This window comes from Lysinibacillus sp. FSL M8-0355 (genome assembly GCF_038008985.1).
Classification (GTDB): Bacteria; Bacillota; Bacilli; order Bacillales_A; family Planococcaceae; genus Lysinibacillus; species Lysinibacillus fusiformis_D.
In genome coordinates this window covers 3,764,856-3,786,142 of the sequence record NZ_JBBPAI010000001.1, presented here as the reverse complement: position 1 = coordinate 3,786,142, position 21,287 = coordinate 3,764,856, and the positions used below count along the sequence as shown (strand labels likewise).

The following is a 21,287-nucleotide window of genomic DNA, read 5'->3' as shown; positions in this document are numbered from 1 at the left end:
CCGAATTAAGTAGCATGAGTTCAAGGGTATATGGACTCATGCTTTTTCTTTTGCATAATAAGAGACAAACCTTCATTTTGTATGTACAAAAGAATGCGATATTTTTTACATGATGTTTATTTCTAGTATCATACTGTGTGCTATGATTATGTACATAGAGGAGGGTGTCACATGATTGTAGTTGGATTAACTGGTTGGGGCGATCACCCTTCACTTTCTAGTGGAGTGACTACCTCAAAAGATAAATTATTTGATTATACAGGTCATTTTTTAACGGTCGAAGTCGATACGTCTTTTTACGCCATCCCGTCCAAGGAGCATGTTCGTAAATGGTGTGAGGATACACCTGAAAATTTTCGTTTTGTTGTAAAGGCCTACCAAGGTATGACTGGCCATTTGCGTGGTGATATACCTTTTGAAACAAAAAATGACATGTTCAATGCTTTTATCGAATGTGCGAATGAATTTAAACGTTATGGAAAGCTAGCGATGGTATTAGCACAATTTCCACCGTGGTTCGATTGCCAGGCAAAAAATGTACAATATTTATTGTATATACGGCAGCAGCTTAAGGATTTTGAAGTAGCTATTGAGTTTCGAAATCAAACATGGTATGCAAAAAATGTCGTACAGCAGACGATGGATTTTTTACGTGAACATCAATTTATTCATACGATTTGTGATGAACCACAGGCTGGTGTAGGTTCAGTCCCCTTCTACCCTGTAGTGACGGCGAGTAAAGCACTTATCCGTATCCATGGGCGCAATATCCATGGGTGGCGCAACACAGGGAATGCTGAAAATTGGCGTAAAGTTCGCTTTTTATATGATTATAATAAAGAAGAATTACAACAGCTTGGGCATAGCATGCAAAAGCTTGAAAAAGAGGTCAATGAACTCTTCGTATTATTTAATAATAATTCAGGTAATCATGCAGCGAAAAATGCAAAGGAGCTACAAGACATGTTGAATATTAAAGATGTTGGACTAGCGCCTAAACAATTAAACATGTTTGAAGGGGAACTATAATGGAATTTATTTTATTAGTCATCATTGCACTATTGGCGGGTCTAATTGGCTCATTGGTTGGGCTAGGTGGTGGTATCGTTTTAGTACCAGCAACCTTATACATTGGTTTAAATCTAGGAATGATTCCAGATATTACGCCTCAAAAAGTAGTCGGTTTATCAGTTGTTATGATGATTTTTACAGGGCTTGCCTCTACGTTAAGCTATATGAAATCCAAAACGGTGGATTATAAAAGTGGCTTTATATTTTTTCTTGGAAGTATTCCAGGAACGATTCTTGGAGCTTGGGTCAATAAAGGATTAGACTTACCATCCTTCAATTTATATTTTGGTATTCTGCTTATTGTTTTATCAATCATTTTGCTTGTCCGTGACAAGTTGAAGCCAGTAAAATGGTTTGTGAAAAATGGTACGCAACAAGAATTTACAGACTCTGAGGGCAATACCTTTGTATATGGCTATCCTATTTGGTTTGCCTTTATATTAACATTTGGTATTGGCTTTGCTTCTGGGTTGTTCGGCATTGGTGGTGGCTCGATGATTGTACCAGCAATGATTATTTTATTTTTATTTCCACCACATGTCGCAGTGGCAACATCGATGTTTATGGTGTTTTTAACGTCCATTGTAAATTCCTCAAGCCATATTTACTTCGGACATGTGCCGTGGCTCTATACAATCCCTGTTATTCCAGGGGCCTATATTGGGGCAAAATTGGGGGCGGCATTAAATAAAAGAATTAAATCAGATACGCTTGTACTCGCCCTAAGGATTATTTTATTATTATTAGGAATTCGTTCCATTATAGAAGGCATATTAGCTTAATTTGAAATGAGGTGGCTTTAATGCTTGAAAAAATCCATATTTTTCACACAAATGATTTGCATAGTCATTTTAAGTATTGGCCACGTATGCAAAGCTATGTGAAAGAGATGCGTAACAATCTAGCGGCAATAGGGGAAACAAGCTATTTATTTGATGTGGGAGATCACTTAGACCGTTCTAATATTTATACAGAGGCGACGGTTGGGAGAGGCAATGTACAATTACTTAATGAGGCAGGTTATGATGTAGTGACAATCGGTAACAACGAAGGCATTACATTGTCACATGAAGAGCTCTTCCATTTATATGATGATGCCAATTTTGAAGTTGTGGTGGCGAATGTCTATGCCTCTCAAGGGGAAAAGCCATCTTGGATGAAGCCCTATGTTATTTTAACAACAGAAACAGGTACAAAAATAGGTGTAATTGCTGCTACAGCCATGTTTGAAGTGTATTATCAAGAATTAAATTGGCATATGGACGATGCCCGCAGTACATTGCTACGTCTAGCACATCAACTACGTAAAGAGGTTGACATTGTTGTGTGCTTGTCACATTTAGGCATTACAGAGGATGAGCTCTTAGCGGAAGAATGTCCCGAAATTGATGTGATATTCGGGTCCCATACACATCATGTCTTGCCAGCTGGCAAACATATCAATGGTGTTTTACTGACAGGTGGAGGGAAATTTGGCCAATATACAGGTCATCTTGTCATAGAATATGATAAAAAAATGAGGAAAATTGTTGAAAAAGAGGATACTTTAATTCATAATAAGGATTTGCCAATTGTTAATAATGAACAGAAAATGGTACAGTTTTGGGAGGATGAAGGTAACAGAATACTGGATACACCAGTCTTTACAACAAATAAATCCTATAACAAGGAATGGTTCCATTACTCACAGCTATCAGATTTATTTGCACATGCCATTTTGGAAAAAAGCGGTGCCGACTGTGCATTGTTCAATGCAGGTATCTTTTTAGATGGTTTACCGAAGGGCACTGTAACTGCGCTAGATTTGCATCGAATTTTTCCACATCCTATTAATTTATGTACAATTGAATTATCCGTTGCAGAAATGAAAGAAATTTATATGCAATCCAAAAATGAAGAGTGGCCCTATATCGAATTAAAAGGTTTAGGGTTTAGAGGCGTTATTTTTGGGAAAATGTTGACATACGGATTTTCAATGAATGACAATCGCCAATTATTGATTAATGGCAAGCTAGCGGATCACGATCATATTTATAAACTTGTGACGTTAGATTTATTTACATTTGGTTATTTTTATCCAAGCTTTAAATATGCGAAGAAACAATATATTTTACCTGAATTTTTACGAAACATTATGATAGATTATGGTCAAAGATTCTTTAAACAATAGAGAGAGTTTAAAGAATGGATTGGGGAAGAAATCATGCGATTAATTTCAATCGATGTATTAAAAGAAGGAATGGTATTAGGTAGAACCATTTGGAATGAGGCAGGTCATCCACTTTTAAAGAAAGATGTTGTTATTAATGACCGGATTATTCAACGACTTCAACAGTTAAATATGCATTATCTATATATTAACGATGATATTTCTGAAGGTATAGAAGTAGAAGAGACCGTTCCACCTGCTATGCGAAATAAAGTGATTACAACTATAAAGGATTCATTCCAATCCATTGATGGTTGTAATCCCGTAAATGCCTCTTATATATTAGATCAGCAATCAAAGACAATTGTCTCAATTGTAGATGAACTACTTTCTGCAGTTACTGGAAATGATGAAATTTTAACTATTTTAACAGATGCTTATTTATTTGATGAATATTTATATCAACACTCCTTCCAAGTGACCTTGTACTCCATTGCGATTGCCAAAGAGCTTGGTTATTCGGCTGAGGATTTACGCTTAATCGGTATTGGTGCTTTACTGCATGATGTTGGTAAACTCATGGTACCTAAAGATATATTAACAAAGCCTGATCGCCTCACTAATGATGAGTTTGAAACAATGAAAATGCATGCTCGTTATGGTTTTGATTTATTGCGCAATCTACATTCTATCTCATTACTTGTGGCACATTGTGCTTTTCAGCATCATGAGCGAATTGACGGAAGCGGCTATCCAAGAGGGCTTGTTGATTTTGAAATTCATCCTTTTGCCAAGATTATTGGCGTGGCAGATGTTTTTGACGCAGTTACAACCAATCGTGTTTACCGTGAAAAGATGCTACCTTCACAAGGGTTAGCAATTGTTGAAGCAGGCTCTGGTACTCTTTATGATGCTCGTGTTGTAAAAGCGTTAAAAAGGGCAGTGGTCCACTATCCAAATGGCGTTATTTTAAAATTATCGGATGGACGACGCGGTATTGTATCCAGACAAAATACATTGGATGCAGCATTACCGTGGATTCGTATTTTTGAAGAGCAAAATCAATTGCTCGCAGCTACATATGAAATCAATTTAGTGGATTATCCTAGTGTTTCAATTGAAAGTGTTGAGACCGATTACGTGGCTTCCGCAAAAGTAGAATAAATTGCTCCCCCTGTTCATACGTTATGGAACAGGAGGAGATTTTTTTGTTTTTCCCTCGAAAAAGGATGAAATTACGCTCATATAATCAAAGGGGAATACGTCTTAATCGATTAACAATTTTAATTGTGAGTACGGTTATTTGCCTTATATTATTTATTTATTATTTAAACGAACGGCTCATGCCAACCTATTTGCAGTATGCCGAGGTACAAACCACTAAGATTGCGTCATACGTTGTGAGCAAAGCCATTAATTCACGTACCTCAAATGTATTAGATGTCAATGATATCATTCAAGATATTCCTCCCGGTACATCTGAAATGATGACGACTAAGTTTAATACAGAAATTATTAATCGTGTTCGAGCAGAGACATTAGAGCTTGTTAAAATGTATTTAGAGCAAGCTGAACAAGGAGAATTATCGCATTTACCTGAATTAGATAATGTTGAATATGATATTAACAGAATTCAGGAAGGTGATGGTATTGTCTTCTTTGTACCTCTTGGTCAAGCGGCCAATATACCTTTGCTCGGAAATTTAGGGCCAAAGATTCCGATACGCTTCCACGTGATTGGAAATGTTCATAGCAATGTGACGTCCTCCATTCAGGAATTTGGGATCAACAGTGCTTATGTGGAGGTAGGCATTCATTTAGAAGTCAATGTACAGATTATTGTCCCGTTCGCTAGTAAATCTTCAACCGTTGCACAAGATATCCCTGTAGCAATGGGCTTAACGAGAGGTCCTGTTCCAAACATTTATACAAATAGTAGTGATGCACCGCAACCCTCCATCGAAATACCTGTCCCTTATAAGTAGAAATGTTATTGTGATAGTTGTTGGAGCTCCTTTAATATGTTACATTGACAACAGTGAAGATAGTTAATATTAAAAAATGCATATTTTTGATAGGGGCGATATTCGTATGACATCTTGTAAACCTACAAGTAAAGAAGAACATGTAAGAAAACCAGACTGGCTAAAAATAAAACTAAACACGAACGACGAATATAAAGGGCTTAAAAAGCTGATGCGTGAGAAAAATCTGCATACAGTATGTGAAGAAGCTCGCTGTCCAAATATCCATGAATGCTGGGGAGAAAGACGTACTGCTACCATGATGATTCTTGGTTCCGTTTGTACACGTGCTTGTCGTTTCTGTGCAGTCAAAACAGGGTTACCCAATGAACTAGATTTGGCTGAACCAGAGCGCGTTGCAGATTCAGTAGCAATTATGAACTTAAAGCACGTTGTAATCACAATGGTAGCGCGTGACGATTTAAAGGATGGCGGTGCGCAAGTATTAGCCGAAACAGTTCGTGCTATTCGCCGTAAAAGTCCTTTCACATCTGTTGAGGTGCTGCCATCAGATTTAGGTGGTATAAAAGAAAACCTTCAACTGCTAATGGATTCGAAACCAGATATTTTAAACCATAATATTGAAACGGTACGCCGTTTAACACCAAGAGTACGTGCTCGTGCAAAATACGAACGCTCATTAGAGTTCCTTCGCTTGGCTAAAGAGATGCAGCCAGAAATTCCAACGAAATCATCGTTAATGATTGGCTTAGGCGAAACACACGAAGAAATTTTAGAAGTAATGGACGATTTACGTGCGAATAATGTAGATATTATGACAATCGGTCAATATTTACAGCCAACGAAAAAGCATTTACCAGTTAAAAAATATTATTCACCAATTGAATTTGGTAAACTGCGTAAGATTGCCATGGAAAAAGGCTTTAAACATTGTGAAGCAGGCCCACTTGTACGTAGTAGTTATCATGCAGATGAACAAGTAAATGCTGCAACAAAAGAACGTCAATTACAAGCAGAACTCTAAACGTCAAGGCTGAACGAAAAGGGTGGTGTCACTTTGATCATAATTGAAGGATTAGAATATGAACTAATAAAGGATTATCGAGAAGCCTTTCAGGAGGAAGTTTTTCAGGAAAGGTATTCAGATATTTTAGCCAGATACGATTATATTGTAGGGGATTGGGGCTATAATCAATTACGTTTAAAGGGTTTTTTTGATGATAAAAATCAAAAATCAACTTTTGATACGAAAATAAGTACGCTTCAAGACTATCTATATGAGTATTGTAATTTTGGCTGTGCTTATTTTGTGTTACGTAAAACGGGCAAAGTCATGAAACAGCCTGAAGTGTTGGATACAAGTGTGGTAACAAAGCCAACAGACCAAGAACCTTTAGCGGAATAAAAAAGATAAGAGAAACCTGATGTGATAGGCATCAGGTTTTTTCTTGTGTCCTTGTTTTCTTTTGCAGTAATGGGGGAAAACTAAAGCACAAAACAGCTTATTAAAGGTGTGTTGCATATGAAAAGAGCCGTATTTTTAGATCGCGATGGTGTCATCAATGAGGTACTAACGAGTCGTGTGAAATTTGTCAATAAGCCTAAGGATTTATACTTTTTACCACAGGTGCCTGAGGCGATCAAGAAGTTAAATAAACATTTTGATTATGTGTTTGTTGTGACAAATCAAGGTGGTGTCGGTTTAGGTTTCATGAAGGAAACGAGCTTACAGAAAATACATGAGCATATGGTGAAGGAGCTCAAGAAAAAAGGCGCCACTATCCATGAGGTCGTTTATTGTCCACATAAGCCTAGGTCGGGCTGTGCTTGCCGAAAGCCCAATAGTAAATTAATTGTGGATTTAGCGAGGAAATATAACATTGATGTATCTAAATCCTATATGGTTGGTGATACGGACACGGATATAATTGCAGGCAAACAAGCAGGAACAAAGGGTGTATTTTTAGGAGAACAAGATCCATTAGCAGATGCCGTTTTCCCAGATTTAATAAGTGCTGCACATTGGATTATTGAGGATTCAACGACTTAATTAGTGTGAAAAAAAGAAGTATAAAACATTAAAAAAAGGATAATTTATGAGTGGAGGTGATGATATTGGCAAAGAACAAGCGCGATAAAAAGCCATTAGATCGTGAGGAATACGGATATGGTTTTGATATAAGTGTAGATGATTTAGCGGTTATTGGTCAAAATCAGCAAGCAAAAAAACAAAATGATGAAGAAAACAAAGACAATAAGCCCCATAATAAAAATAATCCATCTACTTTAAATAAATAACAATACGTAAAAAGATTTCGCAATCGCCTACAGGTAACGCGGAATTTTTTTATGCCCTAAAAAAAAACACCCAATAAAAAGGGTGTTAGTTCAATAATTCACGTAAATATTCTCGTAATTCTATCGTTTCTTCCTCTGTGCGATTGTACACATGTTCTAAGTAACCAGGTTCTTCTATATCATCAGGGCCGATGATAGCAAAGCGACCAAATTGAATATCCATGACAAGCACTTTTCCAAAGAAGCGGCCTGATTGTAAAATAGCTAAATCATAACGTAGCTTTTTCCCAGCAAAACTAACAAAGCGTGTTTTTGTATCTTCTACATCATCATATAAAAAAAAACGTTCCATCTTTTAATCTCCTTCCAGTCCTATAGTTATGGTACTATAGAAGAGAAAAGACTATCAACTTTTAATGATTTGAATGGGGGCTTTCCTTGTGTATTTTGTAGATCGTAATAAAATCACAAAAAATTTACAGTACTTAGATGGGCTATTAACTATTTTGGAGACAGAGGATAATGATAACTGGCTTCAAAATGATATAAAGAAATTAGCTATCGAGCGAATTGGACACAACATTATGGAGTCAATGATGGATGTAGGCAATTTAATGATTGACGGTTTCATTATGCGTGATCCAGGAAGCTACGAGGATATCATCGATATTTTAGTCGATGAAAAAGTTGTAGCTGCTGAAATGGAAGCACCATATAAAGCAGTTGTTGGCTTGCGTAAAATGCTTGTACGCGAGTTTATAGATGTAGATATCCCAGAGGTTATTCAGGTACTAACAGCCAATTTAGAGGCTTTAAAGCAATTCTCGCCAGCAGTCCACCATTATTTAACAAATGAATTAGGGCCAGTTTCTGCTTTTTTACCAGAGGACCATCAATGAAACAATATAAAGCCTATTGCTTTGATTTAGATGGCACTGTCTATCGCGGGAAGGAAGGAATTCCTTCAGCAGTTGCGTTTATTCATCGTTTACAGCAAGCAGGAATTGAGCCATTTTATGTAACGAATAATTCTTCGAAGACGCGAGAACAACTGCAGGAAGCTTTAATGTCTATTGGTGTAAACGCACCATTAGAGCATATTTATTCAAGTGCATTGGTAACAGCAAAATATGTGGCACTTCATTTCGCAGGCAAAAAAGTAGCCATGATGGGCACAGATGGAATACGTCAGGCATTACTCAATGAAAATATTGAACCTGTTGAAGATGAGCCGGAAGTATTTGTTATGGGGATTGATCGTACGCTTGATTATATGGCACTTGCTAGAGCAACGATTTTTGTCCAAAAAGGGGCAACCTTTATTGCGACTAATCAAGATATTAAATTCCCGACAGAGTACGGCTTTTTACCAGGCAATGGTTCTTTTGCTCGCTTAGTAGGAGAGGTTGCAGATGTTGAACCAATCTATATTGGTAAACCATCACCAGCCATGCTGGAAGTAATCGCTACAGAACATGGAATGGCTAAAGAAGACATGGTGATGATCGGTGATAACTATGACACGGACATTATGTGTGGTATTCATTTTGGCTGTGACACCATTCATGTGAATACAGGTGTTACTCCTACAAAGGTTGTACTAGAAAAAGAATGTCAACCTACATATGTAGTGGATGTATTAAAATAATAAAAGGATGTTTATGCTGATTTTTAGCATAACATCCTTTTTATTTGTTCAAATTTATTTCATATAGGCATTTTAGAAAACTACCATAATGGATTTTCTTCAATAAATTGATAAATGGCTTTCGTTAATGCATCAGGAGAATCGGCTTCTACTAATTCACCATTTACAATTGCATAAAAAGATTCCGAGCACTTTGTACAATAACTGAGGCAGCCATATTCCAAAACGTCGATGTTTGGGTCGCGTTCGAGTACTTCATAAGTTGCTTGAGAGCCATTTGCTAAATTACTTATACAAAATTCAACCATTGGATTCATTCATGTCACCTCACCAAAGTAATGCTACTCGGTTTTACGATTTTCGTCAATTATTTATGTTTAAGGTAAAAGAAACGTTTTTTGATAAAAGATAAAGGGAATTCGTTATTAATAGCTCTAAAATCAATCGAAATGAACAAGTTCTCATTTATTATGTGAAATCTTTCACAAAATTTCATTCTGATATTGTGAAACTTCTCACAATCGGTTATACTCGTTTGTGGATACTTTGTGAACAATTATTAAAAGAGATATAAAAGGAGACTATTATGGGTAAATTAGTACTTTTAGGTGGCGGCTACGGCAATATGCGTGTCATGCTTCGTCTATTAAATAGCTTACCATTAGACAGAGAGGTAGTTATAGTAGATAGAGCCCCTTTCCATAGTTTAAAAACAGAATTTTATGCATTGGCGGCAGGGACTGCAACAGATAAAGAAATTCGTGTAAGCTTCCCAGAGCATGAACGTTTAACGGCTGTATATGGAGAAGTCGTTGAAATTAATCGTGCAGAAAAAGTAGTCCTTTTAGAAGATGGGCAACGTATTGAATATGATGATTTAGTCATTGGGCTTGGCTGTGAAGATAAATATCATGGTGTACCAGGTGCGGAAGAGCACACATATAGCATTCAAACGATGGGACAATCGCGCGCAACATTCCAAGCACTTTGTGGTTTACCAGCTGGGTCTACAGTGGGAATTGTAGGGGCTGGCTTGAGTGGAATTGAGCTTGCAAGTGAGCTACGTGAAAGTCGATCAGATTTAAAAATAAAGTTATTTGACCGTGGTCAACGTATTCTTAAGGATTTTCCAGAAAAACTAAGTAAGTATGTAAAGGATTGGTTTGTTAAGCATAATGTTGATGTTATAGCCAACTCCAATATTACAAAAGTAGAACCAGGTAAAATTTTCAATCACGAAGATGAAATTTTACTCGATGCTGTCGTTTGGACTGCAGGTGTACAGCCTGTCAAAATCGTTCGTGATATGGATGTTGAGAAGGATAAACATGACCGTCCACTTGTCACTCAGTATTTTAATGTACTTGATGATGAACATGTCTATATTGTAGGGGATTGTGCTTCATCAGATTTACCTCCAACAGCACAGTTAGCTGAGGAACAAGCGGAGCAAATCGTAAAAGTACTTCGTATGCGTTGGAAAGGTGAACATTTACCAGAGAAGATGCCGGACATTAAATTAAAAGGCTTCATGGGGGCTCTTGGTAAAAAACAAGGCTTTGTGTACTTAGCTGATACAACAGTCACTGGACGTATCGCGCGCTTAATGAAATCAGGATTATTATGGTATTACAAACGTCAAAATGATTAATTAGCTACTGTCTTTCATAGAGAGAAAAGGGATTGCTCTAACATCATGTTGAAGCAATCCCTTAGCTTTGTTTAAACAGTTTCGTCTGGAACAAAGCCTAAATTTTCAAGTGCTGTAAATACAGGCTTTAATTGCACATAGCCTTCACCAACAACTTCATTATTTATGAGGACAAGAGGGTAAAAAAACTCATCTTCTTGAATACGTTTGGCATACTCTTGGTCGCGATCATTCTCAATTGGACCTTCAATATCAATATAGCGAATATCGTAGGTGTGATCTGGGTACTTACGGTCGATGGCTGCTTGAAGCCACTCATATGTATCTTTTGAAGATGGAGCATTGACACAGCTAGCACAGATAACAGCTGTTCCATAAATTTCAATCATCGGTTTTGTTGATGGCATAGTATTTTCTCTCCTTGTGATTCAATATTGGATTTTTTCTGTTGCTAACATTATAATCATTATAAGGAAAGGAGTCGAGATAAATGGCAGAAGCAACAATTAACGACCAAGTACAAGAGGTATTAGATAAATTGCGTCCATTCTTACTACGTGACGGTGGAGACTGTGAATTAGTAGATGTTGAGGATGGCGTTGTTAAATTACGTTTATTAGGTGCATGTGGCAGTTGCCCAAGTTCTACGATTACATTAAAAGCTGGTATTGAACGTGCTTTACTAGAAGAAGTACCAGGTATTGTGGAAGTAGAGCAAGTATTCTAAGCTATCATAAAAAGTTCTAGCTGTCAGCACAGCTAGAACTTTTTTCATAGTGTTGAAAAACAAAACGATTTATAGAATTTTTGTGAAAGGTAAAAATGGATTTCCGTTACAGGCTACTTGCTTTCCTGTGGGCGAGCGATGAGCCGCTTCCTCCGCTACCGCTCCGTGCAGGGGCTCACCTGTCTCGCTATCCCACGGGAGTCAAGTAGCCTTCCACTCCAATCCATAAAAATATTTTTAGCAAAGTTTTCAAATAAAGTGAAAGTGTTCACTACTTTTTAAGGAGAGGTGTTGTCACGCATCATTTCTCCACATTGAAAATAAGAGCTTATTCCCTCTAAGAATACAAATAATGAGCTATTTTGATTGTTACGGCTCGTATGAAAGAGAAGGAAAAGGCACTTTTGCCAAATGGTTGATTGGAGTGGAGCCAGCGTCACTCCTAGGGGATTTAGCGTCATAGCTGAGACCCTGGAGCGAAACGCAGTGAGTGAAGCGGCTCAGTGGACGCCCCCTGGAAAGGACGCTGGCGGAACGGAAATCAACCTCTCACCTTGCAAAGTTGCTTTTTCTGCCGTTGACATTATCTTTTTTTCAGCTATACATGGCGTGCATGTTCTTTCTCTTCACGTATAATGGCCCATTGCTCTTTCGCCATATCCACAATTTTTGCTTCGCCCCCAGCACTTTGTTTTTCAATGACTCTTGAAAAGAAACGTGTGGCATTTTCAATATCTCCAATGCGTCTGGATAATTCAGCAATCATATACATGATGCGGACAGCTGACATTTGTGTGGAGCTGTAATCCTCGGTAGAATAAGATTCCATATAATAATCACGTGCTAATTTCATAAAGCGCTCCTCTTGTCCACTATTGTTCAACGAACGATAGAGCCAAGCAAGACGTAAAGTTAATCCGGCAATCGCTACATTTTTTTCTTTTTTAATTGTCCCACAAAGAAAAGCTAACTTATAGGCTTGAATCGCTTGAAATACGGTACGTTCACCCTTGAAATCATGGTGCACCCATTTTTCCGTAATGTGTGTACGAACTTCATCTTGAATACCTGGTGCAAAATATTTTGTAAAGTCTTCTGTAAAGGAGAAGCCGCAATGCTCGCAAACAAAGACGTTGTAATAAAGAGCATTGACATCATCTGCATAGATCGGTTGAAAATCTGTTTCGGTATGGTCTACTTTAATAAATTTTGAGCGTACCTTTAATGTTGGAAATTCTTTTTTGCAATTCAAACATTGAATTTTTTTTTCGTAATATGGTGAAATCTCCATATATATTCCCCCCTACAAAGAAGTCGTTGTAACTATTATACCAATAGAGTTTTTATTAACATGAATAAAAAATACTAAAAATGTGAAAAATATTAGAATTATGACTAAAAATCGACTTGAAGCTGAATGTTTGTCATACAATGGTCAAAATTGATATGATAATACGTAAGAAGGAAGGTGATTGGGATGACAAGTACAAAAAAAGTAATAGAAGTTACACAAGCTGCTGGCTTTCATATTAATGAAATGATGGAGCATAATGAAGAACAAGGTTCTTTTTTACGTGTAGTGGTGAACGGTGGCGGCTGTAGCGGACTATCCTATGGCATGCACTTTGATCAAGAGAAAAAAGAGGATGACTTTGAAGATGTACAGCATGGTTTAACAATTCTTGTTTCCCGTGAAGATGCGCCGATTTTGATGGGAACAAAAATTGACTATAAACAATCGCTAATGGGCGGTGGCTTCACAATTGATAATCCAAATGCTATTGCATCATGTGGCTGTGGTACTTCATTTAAAACAGCTAAACGTGAAGGTACACCTGAGGTTTGTGAATAAAAACTTGTATCAAGAAGTTGATAGATAAGTGTACACAATCCTTAAAATAAGAACACAACCCTAAAATAGCGGTTTAGGGTTATAGATACCAAGCCTTTTTGATTTGTATGTTGGGATAACAACAAATTGAAGAGGCTTTTACTATGGTTTGCAAATATAAAAAATCTAAAACGAAAGCCCCGTTTATATAATGAAACAGGGCATTCTAATAATCTAAAATTTATAATACCAAAAAATCGCTATTTCATTTGCTGTTGGAAAGTTTGCATAAAGCATTGTATCCACTGCACCTATTATAAAGTGATTTTTGGCATAAAAATGACAAGCTGAAACATTGATATCCTGTGTTTCAAGCGTGAGACCACAAAAGCTCTTTTCTTTTGCCCACTCAATTGCTTTATTTAGTAAGGCAGTACCAACACCCTTTTTTCTATAATCCTTTGCAACAGCGATATCTTCAATAAGTGCATATCCATTCCAATTAGAGCACATCTTAATCTGCCCAACACAGTTGTTTTCAATATAATAAAAAAATACAGCTTTCTCGACTTCCTCTATGTAACGAAGGTCCATTTCATTATCATCATATTTCTTGAAGTAAGGCTCAGCAAATATTTCCTCTGTGAATGTCCAAATATTATTTGCATATGTCGGTACAATCCTTCCTGAAACCATAAAACCGTCGTTTGTTTTATTAAAATCCTTTAGATTATCTTGATTCATTTTAATAATCATTTTCATCTCCCTTTCTCCATTGAGGTAGGATTTCTACCTATCTTAAGCCAAACTAACATCTACCTTCTTTAATGGAATTCCCGACAGCAGGAAATTGGAATTTACATGTTTACATTGGTGGGACCCTCTTTGATGAAATAATAGTTAATGTACAGTCAGTTCTAAGAAAAGGGCTTCTTTCATGGGCTAATCAGATTTTTCACGCTCAATAAACTTTGCCTCATTTAAAATAGCTAGCTGGTAAATGGCCCTTTTTTCATCGAGACCAAATTGTCCGTTTTCCTCGATAACAAATTGTTCATTGTTTGTTGTTTGAAAGTAATACGTTCCTACAGAGCCTATTTCATATTCGTAGATAACCTCATTTATATCTTGCCATTTATAAATAATTTGTTTGTGATAATGTTGAAAAACGATTTGATCCTTTTGTATGGCGCTATAGCTTAAAAAAGAATAATAACCTAATACGAAGCTGCTTAAGATGATTGCAGAAGAAATGGCGTAAATATATGGATTTCTTTTTAATCCGAGGACAATCAAAGCTAATACTATCAATCCGATGGCTATTAAAAGCATAATAAAGTTGCTAGGAGGTGTAATCAGTACGACATTATCCCTATTAAAATAAAATGTATGCGATATAGTTAAGGGCATAAAAAAGGCAAGAAAAGGAGTTAATATTGCTAACATAAGTGCTGTTATAAAGTACTTTGCTCGCACTGAGAGTGCATTTAACATAAGGTCTCCTCCTAAATCAAACTTCCTTGTTATTGAAAGTGTAACATATTTACAAATAAGGTATGTATACGCATTTTTATAGTATATAAAGATTGGTCGTAAAATTCTGAATAAAAGCTTCATTCCATTGAAAGCAAGCAGGTATAATAGTTAGATAGAGGTGAAGGTTATGAAAAAAGATCGAGGAAAAATATGGTTGGGTGTATCAGGTGTTACGGTCAATGAGCTTGGACAATGGTTAGTTGTGAAAAAGGCTTATAGCGGCTTGAAAGGACGTTGGTCATTGCCAGCAGGGTTTGTCAACGCAGGTGAAACAGTGGATGAGGCGGTCATTCGTGAAATCAAAGAAGAAACAGGAATTGATTGCAGTGTATCAGGCTTAATTGGATTTAGAACGGGTGTCATCCGTGATGACATTAGTGATAATATGGCGATTTTTTATTGTCATATGCTAGATGAGCAGCAACAGGTATGCATTCAGGAAAAAGAAATACTAGAAGCCAAATGGTTGTATCCTCATGAGCTAGCACAGGATGAAACAACCTCGGTTATGTTAAAAGAAATGGCATCCAATCAATTCGAAAAACATCAATTAGAATCGATAGAGGGGATTAATCCTGGCGATATTTTTGGTTATACCTCTTATCGACTGTTCTTTAAAAAATGATATGACTTCAGGAGGAAGGCTATGATGGAGTTATTTTTATTTATGCTGGAGCGAGTCGGTTTGATCATTGTGTTTGCCTTTTTAATGTCCAGATGGAGACTTTTTCGAGAGAAGCTGTTTCAGGAGCAAGGAAAGAAGGAGAAAATATGGCTTATCATTATCTTTAGTAGCTTATGTATTATTAGTAGCTATACAGGTATTAAAATTGAAAGCGGTACGATTCATCCTTTAAATCAGATGATACATAGTACGATCAATGCTGAGGAGGCTATTGCTAATACGAGGTTAATCGGCGTAGCCATTGCAGGTATTTTTGGTGGGCCCCTTGTAGGTGTTTGTGTAGGGATTATTGCAGGTGTTCACCGAATTACACTTGGGGGCTTTACAGCGATAGCCTGTGGTGTTTCGACGATTCTTGCTGGCTTTATGACAGGTGGATTAAGCAAACGTTTCAAAATACGTCAAACTTTTTCCTATAAGAAAGCTGTCATTATTGGAATCTGTGCGGAAACGATTCAGATGATTGTCATTTTAGTAGTCGCGAAGCCATTCGAGCAAGCTTTGCAGTTAGTATCGTTAATTGCGCTGCCAATGATTTTGATGAATGCCTTTGGGATATTTTTATTTTTCATGATTATTAAAACATTTATTGATGAGGAAGAACGGACAAAAGCTTTACAAACACATCAAGCTTTTTCGATTGCCCAACAAACGATTGAGCATTTTCGTAAGGGTTTGAATGAAGAATCATGCCAAACGGTTGCTGAAATTATTAAAAGGGAAATAAAAGTAGAGGCGGTCGCTATTACTGATAAAAAGGGCATATTGGCACATGTCGGTGTTGGTGAGGATCATCATTTAATTCATCGTGAAATTATGACAGCTCTAACGAAACGTGTATTAAAGGAAGGCGAAATTTTAATGGCTACTTCGGCAAAGGAGATTCAATGTCCACATGATGATTGCCCATTAAGCGCTGCCATTGTTCTGCCTTTAATGGTACAGCAGCGCACTGTTGGAAGCTTAAAGCTCTATTTCACGAAAGCAGAATCTTTAACAGGAGTGAAGAAGGAGCTTGCGGAGGGCTTAAGTAGACTATTCTCCTCACAGCTCGAATATGCTGAAATTGAACAACAGCGAAAGTTATTAAAAGACGCTGAAATTAAAGCATTACAGGCACAAGTTCATCCTCATTTCTTCTTTAATAGTCTGAACACGATTTCGAGCTTGATCCGAACAGATGCAGATGCGGCAAGAGCGCTATTGATCAAACTAAGCACATTTTTTAGAAGCAATTTGCAAGGCGCACGGCAAATGCTCATTCCATTAAAAAATGAAATTGATCATGTTGAGGCTTATTTATCCATTGAGCAAACAAGATTTCCTAATCGTTACGAAGTTGAATTTATGATGGATGAAACACTCTTTGATGTGCAAATTCCTCCATTTACATTACAGCCTCTTGTTGAAAATGCTATTTATCATGCCTTTAAAAACCGCAAGGAAGGCAAGATTTTTGTCAAAGTACAACGAGTGGACGATAAGCTAGTACTAGTAACGGAAGATAATGGCTGTGGTATGAGAAAAGAACAGGTGAAACAGCTTGGTAAACATATTATGCAATCGGAGCAAGGGACAGGAACGGCGTTATGGAATATTTATCAACGCATTCATGAAATTTATGGCACAGAGGCAGATTTTCATATAGCGAGTACATTGGATGTAGGAACGAAAATAATGATTCAACTGCCGCTAAAGGCGACTAGATGGGAGTAGAAAAGATTGAATGTATATATTGTGGATGATGAACCGTTGGCACGCGCTGAGTTGAGGTATTTATTAGAGCAAACAGCGTTAGTAAATGTTTGTGGCGAATCTGAAAATCTAGAGGACTTTTGCAAACAGTATGAACAGATAGATTGTGTATTTTTAGATATTGAGTTAGGTATGAAGAATGGACTCGATTTAGCTAAGCAACTACTGTTAGATGCACAAAGACCCGAAATTATTTTTGCTACAGCCTATGATGAATATGCATTACAGGCATTTGAGGTCAGTGCCTTTGATTATATTTTGAAACCATTTGAGGCACAAAGAGTACAAGCTACTGTAGAAAAGCTATTAGCTAAAAAAAGAGCTTCCCAGGTAAAAACAATGGAAGAAATAAAGTTTTCACAGTTGGACAAGCTCGATAAATTAACGGTTTATGTAAACGATCGAATTTTATTAATGAAAATACAGGATATTTTATATTGTACATCTGAGGACAGTAAAACGGTGGTTGTGACAGAGCAAGGGAGATTTTTCGCTTCGGAGTCATTGGCAGCGTTAGAGAAGAAGCTGGCTTTAAAAGGTTTTGTGCGTGTCCATCGTGCGTTCATTGTTAATTTAGAGCATATTGTGGAACTAGAGCCTTGGAGTAGTTCTAAATATAATTTAATATTGCACAACAGACATTCAATTCCGGTTAGTAGGCTGTATATGAAGGATGTACGGAAAATCTTTGATCTATCAAAATAGTTGCATTTCAATAGAAGAATACGACATTTCAACTTTGATTTCTGACATTTCAGTTAATTTTATGAATATGGGGAACATTCCTTTGCTATGATGTGAAAAAAGTAAAAGGGGTGTTTGCATGAATGCGATTACAATTGTGATAGGATCTATTTGTGTTTTGGTGATTAGCTATCGTTTGTATGGTATATTCTTTACAAAAAAGGTACTCAAAATAAAAGATGATACGCCCACGCCAGCGCATGCTTTGGAAGATGGTAAAGACTATGTTCCGACGAATAAATGGGTAACCTTTGGGCATCATTTTGCAGCGATTGCCGCCGCAGGGCCGTTGGTTGGACCGATTTTAGCTGCACAGTTCGGGTATTTACCTGGACTTCTATGGTTATTAATAGGAGCGGTAATTGGTGGGGCTGTCCATGATGCTGTTGTGTTATTTGCTTCCATGCGTCATGGAGGAAAATCCTTATCAGAAGTGATGAAGGAGGAGCTTGGTCCTATTGCTGGCTTCTGTACAGGCCTTGCGATGCTATTTATTATTACGATTACTATGGCAGGTCTTTCAATGGTGGTGTTAGGAGCTTTAGAACGTAATCCATGGGGAACGTTTGCTGTAGGGATTACTATTCCAATCGCGATACTAGTAGGGATTGCTTATCGTAAAACAGGCAATTTAATTTTAACATCCACAGTAGGCTTTATTTTATTGATGATTGGTGTATTTATCGGGCCACTTATTCAAGGTACAGCATTTGGTGAATTTTTAACGTTTGACCGTGATACATTAGCTATTATCTTACCGATTTATGCCTTTTTCGCCGCTGCCTTGCCTGTATGGCTATTACTAGCCCCACGTGATTATTTAAGTAGTTTCATGAAGATTGGTGTATTTATTGCATTAATTATTGGCGTTTTCTTTGTCAATCCTGCTATTCAGTTCCCGCCGTTAACAGAATTTATTCATGGCGGTGGCCCAGTAATTGCAGGTCCTGTATGGCCATTTGTGTCTATTACAATTGCCTGCGGAGCTATTTCAGGCTTCCATGCTTTTGTAGGCTCAGGAACGACGCCTAAAATGATTGATCGTTGGGAAGATATTCGTATTGTTGGCTTTGGTGCAATGTTAGTAGAGTCATTAGTAGGCGTGATGGCCTTGATTGCAGCTACAGCCCTTCATCCAGCAGACTATTTTGCGATTAACTCAGCACCAGCTGTATTTGCCACATTAGGGATGGAGCCTGTTCATTTACAAGCCTTGTCTCAAAGCATTGGTATGGATTTAGAGGGACGAACAGGAGGCGCTGTAACTTTGGCTGTTGGAATGACAGATATCTTTACAGGCATTCCTTGGTTCGCAGAGTTATCTTCTTATTTCTATCAATTTGTAATAATGTTTGAGGCTGTCTTTATTCTAACAGCCATTGACGCAGGAACGAGAGTAGCTCGCTATTTGATTCAAGACTTTGGTGGCAATGTTTATAAACCATTGAAGCGTACCAATTGGGTGCCGGGTACAATTTTTGCCAGTGCACTCGCCTGCTTTATGTGGGGCTATTTATTGTATTCGGGGGATATTAGCTCCATTTGGGTATTATTTGGTGTATCCAATCAGCTGATGGCAGCTATTGGTTTAGTATGTGGGGTGACGATGGTATTGAAGGTGGCAGATAAGCGAGTTTATGCGTTAACATGCTTTATTCCATTGGCTTATTTATACGTCACTGTCAATGTTGCAGGCTATTGGATGATTAAAAATGTGTATTGGAATCCAGCAGCTGCAGGCTTCAATATGTTAAATGGCATTTTATCCGTTATTATGCTGATGCTCGGTTTATTAATCGTCATCACAGCCTTTAAAAAATGGGCACAGCTTTGGAAATCACCGAAGTTCTTGCTAGCTCAAACAGCTTCATAAAGAAACAGCAAAACTATTGAAGATTAGAAGCCCTATCTTCAATAGTTTTTTGATGATAAAAGCGGGAAAATACTCGCGGAAGGCAGGGGAATACTCGCGAAAGACAGGGAAATACTCTCGATAGGAAGAGGAATACTCGCGAAAGACAGGGAAATACTCTCGATAGGAGGAGGAATACTCGCGGAAGACAAAGAAATACTCTCGGTAAGAGAAAGAATACCTGCAAAAACAGGGGAATACCCGCGATAACTGAAAGATTAACTAAATATGTCGAACAAGCGAAAACAAGGATATGTTCATTGAAAGCGTTGTCGTAATCATGTAAACTAATGAGAGGAAAACGGAGGTTATACATACATGGATGGTCCAGTTTCATTAGTACAGTTAATCATTTCAATATTGTTATTTTTCGTCATGTTCTTTGGTATCGGATTTTTGTTAAATATGCTGTTACGTATGACATGGTTAATGTCGATTGTGTATCCAATCGTTGTCATCTTTATTGTAGATGAAGTAAGCTTCTTAGATTATATTTTTAAGCCAGGTTCTGCATTCCCAGCACTAATCGATAAATTACAGGCGCTACAGTTTGTAGATATTGCTATTTTATCAGGTGGTTTTGCGGGTTCCATTGTGGCAGGTATCGTGATGATTTATTTACGAAAAAGTGGATATCGAATGTTCTAACTTGCTGAGTATTCTTCTTTCAATCGAAGGAAGAATACTTTTTTTATACAAAAAAACACAACCTCCCTCTAGAGGATGTGTTTTTATTGCTTATAAGATGAAAAACTCGTAGGTTATGATGGCGATAAAAATACCTGTGAGAGCCCCCAAAAATACTTCGCTTCGTTTATGACCTAATAATGTTTTTAATTCCTCCATTTTCTCCTGCCCATCCATCTGAGGCCATTTTTTTAAATCATGGAGCAATGTTTGGAAGTCCTTGCGCAGCTGATTTAATATAGCGGCATGCTGTCCTGCTTGGTAACGAACACCACTGGCATCGTACATCACAATAATGGAAAACATAGCGGCTACTGCAAAAATAGGGGATTCCAACCCCGTCTCATAAGCAATCGAGGTTGCCAGTCCAGTGACTGAGGCAGAGTGAGAGCTAGGCATACCACCCGTCGAGGTAAACAGGCTCCAATTCACTTGTCTAGTCATTAAAAAATGGATGGGGATTTTGACAAACTGTGCAAAGAGAACCGCAAAGAGGGCAATTAGTAATGGGGTATTTTGAAGTAAACTCAATTCATCACAACCTTCGCAAATAATTGCTTTTATTATAACATTCATTATTTTCTAAAAGAAGATACAGGCAAATATTA

The 21,287-nt window shown here is 37.4% G+C and carries 26 protein-coding genes; 19 read left to right on the top strand and 7 right to left on the bottom strand.

Annotated features, from left to right (window positions below; all coding sequences use genetic code 11):
• Positions 1-171 precede the first annotated feature (171 nt).
• The 9 genes from MKY46_RS18545 (at position 172) to MKY46_RS18505 (ending at position 7,503) form a co-directional block, all read left to right on the top strand.
• Positions 172-1,029 carry a DUF72 domain-containing protein gene (locus MKY46_RS18545; RefSeq protein ID WP_036119707.1) on the top strand — a complete coding sequence of 286 codons (858 nt, stop codon included), beginning with the start codon at positions 172-174 and terminating at the stop codon, positions 1,027-1,029.
• Positions 1,029-1,853, top strand: a complete 825-nt coding sequence (locus MKY46_RS18540; RefSeq protein WP_036119710.1) for a sulfite exporter TauE/SafE family protein — start codon at positions 1,029-1,031, stop codon at positions 1,851-1,853. The genes MKY46_RS18545 and MKY46_RS18540 overlap by 1 nt, the downstream gene beginning before the upstream one ends.
• 20 nt (positions 1,854-1,873) lie before the next feature.
• Complete coding sequence (locus MKY46_RS18535) at positions 1,874-3,241, top strand: bifunctional metallophosphatase/5'-nucleotidase (RefSeq protein WP_036119712.1); 1,368 nt, start codon at positions 1,874-1,876, stop codon at positions 3,239-3,241.
• A 33-nt stretch (positions 3,242-3,274) separates the two neighbouring features.
• Positions 3,275-4,384: an HD-GYP domain-containing protein gene (locus tag MKY46_RS18530; protein WP_036119715.1), complete on the top strand. Its 1,110-nt coding sequence runs from the start codon at positions 3,275-3,277 to the stop codon at positions 4,382-4,384.
• A gap of 23 nt (positions 4,385-4,407) precedes the next feature.
• On the top strand, positions 4,408-5,205 hold the full coding sequence (yunB, locus tag MKY46_RS18525; protein ID WP_051891599.1) for a sporulation protein YunB: 798 nt from the start codon (positions 4,408-4,410) through the stop codon (positions 5,203-5,205).
• Positions 5,206-5,311: 106 nt separating this feature from the next.
• Complete coding sequence (lipA, locus tag MKY46_RS18520; protein ID WP_036119719.1) at positions 5,312-6,229, top strand: lipoyl synthase; 918 nt, start codon at positions 5,312-5,314, stop codon at positions 6,227-6,229.
• Between the two features lie 33 nt (positions 6,230-6,262).
• Complete coding sequence (locus MKY46_RS18515; protein WP_036119722.1) at positions 6,263-6,610, top strand: YutD family protein; 348 nt, start codon at positions 6,263-6,265, stop codon at positions 6,608-6,610.
• Between the two features lie 117 nt (positions 6,611-6,727).
• Positions 6,728-7,255 (top strand): D-glycero-alpha-D-manno-heptose-1,7-bisphosphate 7-phosphatase, encoded by a 528-nt coding sequence (locus MKY46_RS18510; protein ID WP_036119725.1) that lies wholly within the window; start codon positions 6,728-6,730, stop codon positions 7,253-7,255.
• 59 nt (positions 7,256-7,314) lie between these two features.
• Positions 7,315-7,503, top strand: a complete 189-nt coding sequence (locus tag MKY46_RS18505) for a hypothetical protein (RefSeq protein WP_170829885.1) — start codon at positions 7,315-7,317, stop codon at positions 7,501-7,503.
• Between the two features lie 85 nt (positions 7,504-7,588).
• On the opposite strand, the gene MKY46_RS18500 is transcribed toward MKY46_RS18505, so the two are convergent.
• Complete coding sequence (locus tag MKY46_RS18500) at positions 7,589-7,855, bottom strand: DUF3055 domain-containing protein (RefSeq protein WP_036119730.1); 267 nt, start codon at positions 7,853-7,855, stop codon at positions 7,589-7,591.
• A gap of 88 nt (positions 7,856-7,943) precedes the next feature.
• On the opposite strand from MKY46_RS18500, the gene MKY46_RS18495 reads away from it, so the two are divergent.
• Both MKY46_RS18495 and MKY46_RS18490 read left to right on the top strand, forming a co-directional pair.
• A complete protein-coding gene (locus MKY46_RS18495; protein ID WP_036119733.1) occupies positions 7,944-8,402 on the top strand; it encodes a DUF86 domain-containing protein in 459 nt (152 codons plus the stop codon).
• Positions 8,399-9,151, top strand: coding sequence for a TIGR01457 family HAD-type hydrolase (locus MKY46_RS18490; RefSeq protein WP_036119736.1), 753 nt, complete (start codon positions 8,399-8,401; stop codon positions 9,149-9,151). Before MKY46_RS18495 ends, MKY46_RS18490 begins: the two co-directional genes overlap by 4 nt.
• Positions 9,152-9,231: 80 nt before the next feature.
• Here the strand turns inward: MKY46_RS18490 and MKY46_RS18485 are convergent, their stop codons facing one another.
• The gene (locus tag MKY46_RS18485; RefSeq protein ID WP_036119739.1) at positions 9,232-9,468 is read right to left on the bottom strand and encodes a YuzB family protein; all 237 of its coding nucleotides are present in this window, start codon (positions 9,466-9,468) and stop codon (positions 9,232-9,234) included.
• A gap of 269 nt (positions 9,469-9,737) precedes the next feature.
• Between MKY46_RS18485 and MKY46_RS18480 the strand changes: the two genes are divergently transcribed.
• Positions 9,738-10,802 (top strand): NAD(P)/FAD-dependent oxidoreductase, encoded by a 1,065-nt coding sequence (locus tag MKY46_RS18480; protein ID WP_036119742.1) that lies wholly within the window; start codon positions 9,738-9,740, stop codon positions 10,800-10,802.
• 71 nt (positions 10,803-10,873) lie between these two features.
• Here the strand turns inward: MKY46_RS18480 and MKY46_RS18475 are convergent, their stop codons facing one another.
• Complete coding sequence (locus MKY46_RS18475; protein ID WP_036119745.1) at positions 10,874-11,209, bottom strand: YuzD family protein; 336 nt, start codon at positions 11,207-11,209, stop codon at positions 10,874-10,876.
• A gap of 83 nt (positions 11,210-11,292) precedes the next feature.
• Here MKY46_RS18475 and MKY46_RS18470 point away from each other — a divergent pair, with 83 nt between their 5' ends.
• Entirely contained in the window at positions 11,293-11,529 is a 237-nt protein-coding gene (locus tag MKY46_RS18470; RefSeq protein ID WP_004228295.1) for a NifU family protein, read from the top strand.
• Positions 11,530-12,127: 598 nt separating this feature from the next.
• Here the strand turns inward: MKY46_RS18470 and MKY46_RS18465 are convergent.
• Entirely contained in the window at positions 12,128-12,820 is a 693-nt protein-coding gene (locus MKY46_RS18465; RefSeq protein ID WP_036119756.1) for a DUF2225 domain-containing protein, read from the bottom strand.
• A gap of 186 nt (positions 12,821-13,006) precedes the next feature.
• Between MKY46_RS18465 and MKY46_RS18460 the strand changes: the two genes are divergently transcribed.
• A complete protein-coding gene (locus MKY46_RS18460) occupies positions 13,007-13,381 on the top strand; it encodes a HesB/IscA family protein (RefSeq protein WP_036119760.1) in 375 nt (124 codons plus the stop codon).
• Positions 13,382-13,594: 213 nt separating this feature from the next.
• Here MKY46_RS18460 and MKY46_RS18455 read toward each other — a convergent pair whose 3' ends face one another.
• Together MKY46_RS18455 and MKY46_RS18450 are read right to left on the bottom strand one after the other, a co-directional pair.
• Positions 13,595-14,116, bottom strand: a complete 522-nt coding sequence (locus tag MKY46_RS18455) for a GNAT family N-acetyltransferase (RefSeq protein ID WP_036119774.1) — start codon at positions 14,114-14,116, stop codon at positions 13,595-13,597.
• A gap of 186 nt (positions 14,117-14,302) precedes the next feature.
• Positions 14,303-14,854 (bottom strand): hypothetical protein, encoded by a 552-nt coding sequence (locus MKY46_RS18450; RefSeq protein WP_036119763.1) that lies wholly within the window; start codon positions 14,852-14,854, stop codon positions 14,303-14,305.
• Positions 14,855-15,023: 169 nt separating this feature from the next.
• Between MKY46_RS18450 and MKY46_RS18445 the strand changes: the two genes are divergently transcribed.
• From MKY46_RS18445 to MKY46_RS18425, 5 genes are all read left to right on the top strand, one after another.
• Positions 15,024-15,521 (top strand): NUDIX hydrolase, encoded by a 498-nt coding sequence (locus MKY46_RS18445; protein WP_036119765.1) that lies wholly within the window; start codon positions 15,024-15,026, stop codon positions 15,519-15,521.
• 24 nt (positions 15,522-15,545) lie between these two features.
• Positions 15,546-17,297, top strand: a complete 1,752-nt coding sequence (locus tag MKY46_RS18440; RefSeq protein WP_340835701.1) for a sensor histidine kinase — start codon at positions 15,546-15,548, stop codon at positions 17,295-17,297.
• A gap of 6 nt (positions 17,298-17,303) precedes the next feature.
• The gene (locus MKY46_RS18435) at positions 17,304-18,041 is read left to right on the top strand and encodes a LytR/AlgR family response regulator transcription factor (RefSeq protein ID WP_036119768.1); all 738 of its coding nucleotides are present in this window, start codon (positions 17,304-17,306) and stop codon (positions 18,039-18,041) included.
• Positions 18,042-18,159: 118 nt separating this feature from the next.
• On the top strand, positions 18,160-19,953 hold the full coding sequence (locus MKY46_RS18430; protein ID WP_058844843.1) for a carbon starvation CstA family protein: 1,794 nt from the start codon (positions 18,160-18,162) through the stop codon (positions 19,951-19,953).
• A 357-nt stretch (positions 19,954-20,310) separates the two neighbouring features.
• Positions 20,311-20,640, top strand: coding sequence for a YuiB family protein (locus MKY46_RS18425; RefSeq protein WP_036119784.1), 330 nt, complete (start codon positions 20,311-20,313; stop codon positions 20,638-20,640).
• 90 nt (positions 20,641-20,730) lie between these two features.
• On the opposite strand, the gene MKY46_RS18420 is transcribed toward MKY46_RS18425, so the two are convergent.
• Positions 20,731-21,255 (bottom strand): divergent PAP2 family protein, encoded by a 525-nt coding sequence (locus tag MKY46_RS18420; RefSeq protein WP_051891600.1) that lies wholly within the window; start codon positions 21,253-21,255, stop codon positions 20,731-20,733.
• Positions 21,256-21,287 lie beyond the last annotated feature (32 nt).

Bases quoted from the DNA above. Each gene is read 5' to 3' on its own strand.
- MKY46_RS18535 (WP_036119712.1), top strand. From the start codon at position 1,874: ATGCTTGAAAAAATCCATATTTTTCACACAAATGATTTGCATAGTCAT.
- MKY46_RS18510 (WP_036119725.1), top strand. From the start codon at position 6,728: ATGAAAAGAGCCGTATTTTTAGATCGCGATGGTGTCATCAATGAGGTA.
- MKY46_RS18460 (WP_036119760.1), top strand. From the start codon at position 13,007: ATGACAAGTACAAAAAAAGTAATAGAAGTTACACAAGCTGCTGGCTTT.
- yunB (WP_051891599.1), top strand. From the start codon at position 4,408: ATGGAACAGGAGGAGATTTTTTTGTTTTTCCCTCGAAAAAGGATGAAA.
- MKY46_RS18500 (WP_036119730.1), bottom strand. From the start codon at position 7,855: ATGGAACGTTTTTTTTTATATGATGATGTAGAAGATACAAAAACACGC.
- MKY46_RS18530 (WP_036119715.1), top strand. From the start codon at position 3,275: ATGCGATTAATTTCAATCGATGTATTAAAAGAAGGAATGGTATTAGGT.
- MKY46_RS18540 (WP_036119710.1), top strand. From the start codon at position 1,029: ATGGAATTTATTTTATTAGTCATCATTGCACTATTGGCGGGTCTAATT.
- MKY46_RS18505 (WP_170829885.1), top strand. From the start codon at position 7,315: ATGATATTGGCAAAGAACAAGCGCGATAAAAAGCCATTAGATCGTGAG.
- MKY46_RS18545 (WP_036119707.1), top strand. From the start codon at position 172: ATGATTGTAGTTGGATTAACTGGTTGGGGCGATCACCCTTCACTTTCT.
- MKY46_RS18440 (WP_340835701.1), top strand. From the start codon at position 15,546: ATGGAGTTATTTTTATTTATGCTGGAGCGAGTCGGTTTGATCATTGTG.
- MKY46_RS18450 (WP_036119763.1), bottom strand. From the start codon at position 14,854: ATGTTAAATGCACTCTCAGTGCGAGCAAAGTACTTTATAACAGCACTT.
- MKY46_RS18445 (WP_036119765.1), top strand. From the start codon at position 15,024: ATGAAAAAAGATCGAGGAAAAATATGGTTGGGTGTATCAGGTGTTACG.
- MKY46_RS18425 (WP_036119784.1), top strand. From the start codon at position 20,311: ATGGATGGTCCAGTTTCATTAGTACAGTTAATCATTTCAATATTGTTA.
- MKY46_RS18475 (WP_036119745.1), bottom strand. From the start codon at position 11,209: ATGCCATCAACAAAACCGATGATTGAAATTTATGGAACAGCTGTTATC.
- MKY46_RS18430 (WP_058844843.1), top strand. From the start codon at position 18,160: ATGAATGCGATTACAATTGTGATAGGATCTATTTGTGTTTTGGTGATT.
- MKY46_RS18480 (WP_036119742.1), top strand. From the start codon at position 9,738: ATGGGTAAATTAGTACTTTTAGGTGGCGGCTACGGCAATATGCGTGTC.
- MKY46_RS18455 (WP_036119774.1), bottom strand. From the start codon at position 14,116: ATGATTATTAAAATGAATCAAGATAATCTAAAGGATTTTAATAAAACA.
- MKY46_RS18465 (WP_036119756.1), bottom strand. From the start codon at position 12,820: ATGGAGATTTCACCATATTACGAAAAAAAAATTCAATGTTTGAATTGC.
- MKY46_RS18485 (WP_036119739.1), bottom strand. From the start codon at position 9,468: ATGAATCCAATGGTTGAATTTTGTATAAGTAATTTAGCAAATGGCTCT.
- MKY46_RS18470 (WP_004228295.1), top strand. From the start codon at position 11,293: ATGGCAGAAGCAACAATTAACGACCAAGTACAAGAGGTATTAGATAAA.
- MKY46_RS18490 (WP_036119736.1), top strand. From the start codon at position 8,399: ATGAAACAATATAAAGCCTATTGCTTTGATTTAGATGGCACTGTCTAT.
- MKY46_RS18420 (WP_051891600.1), bottom strand. From the start codon at position 21,255: ATGAATGTTATAATAAAAGCAATTATTTGCGAAGGTTGTGATGAATTG.
- lipA (WP_036119719.1), top strand. From the start codon at position 5,312: ATGACATCTTGTAAACCTACAAGTAAAGAAGAACATGTAAGAAAACCA.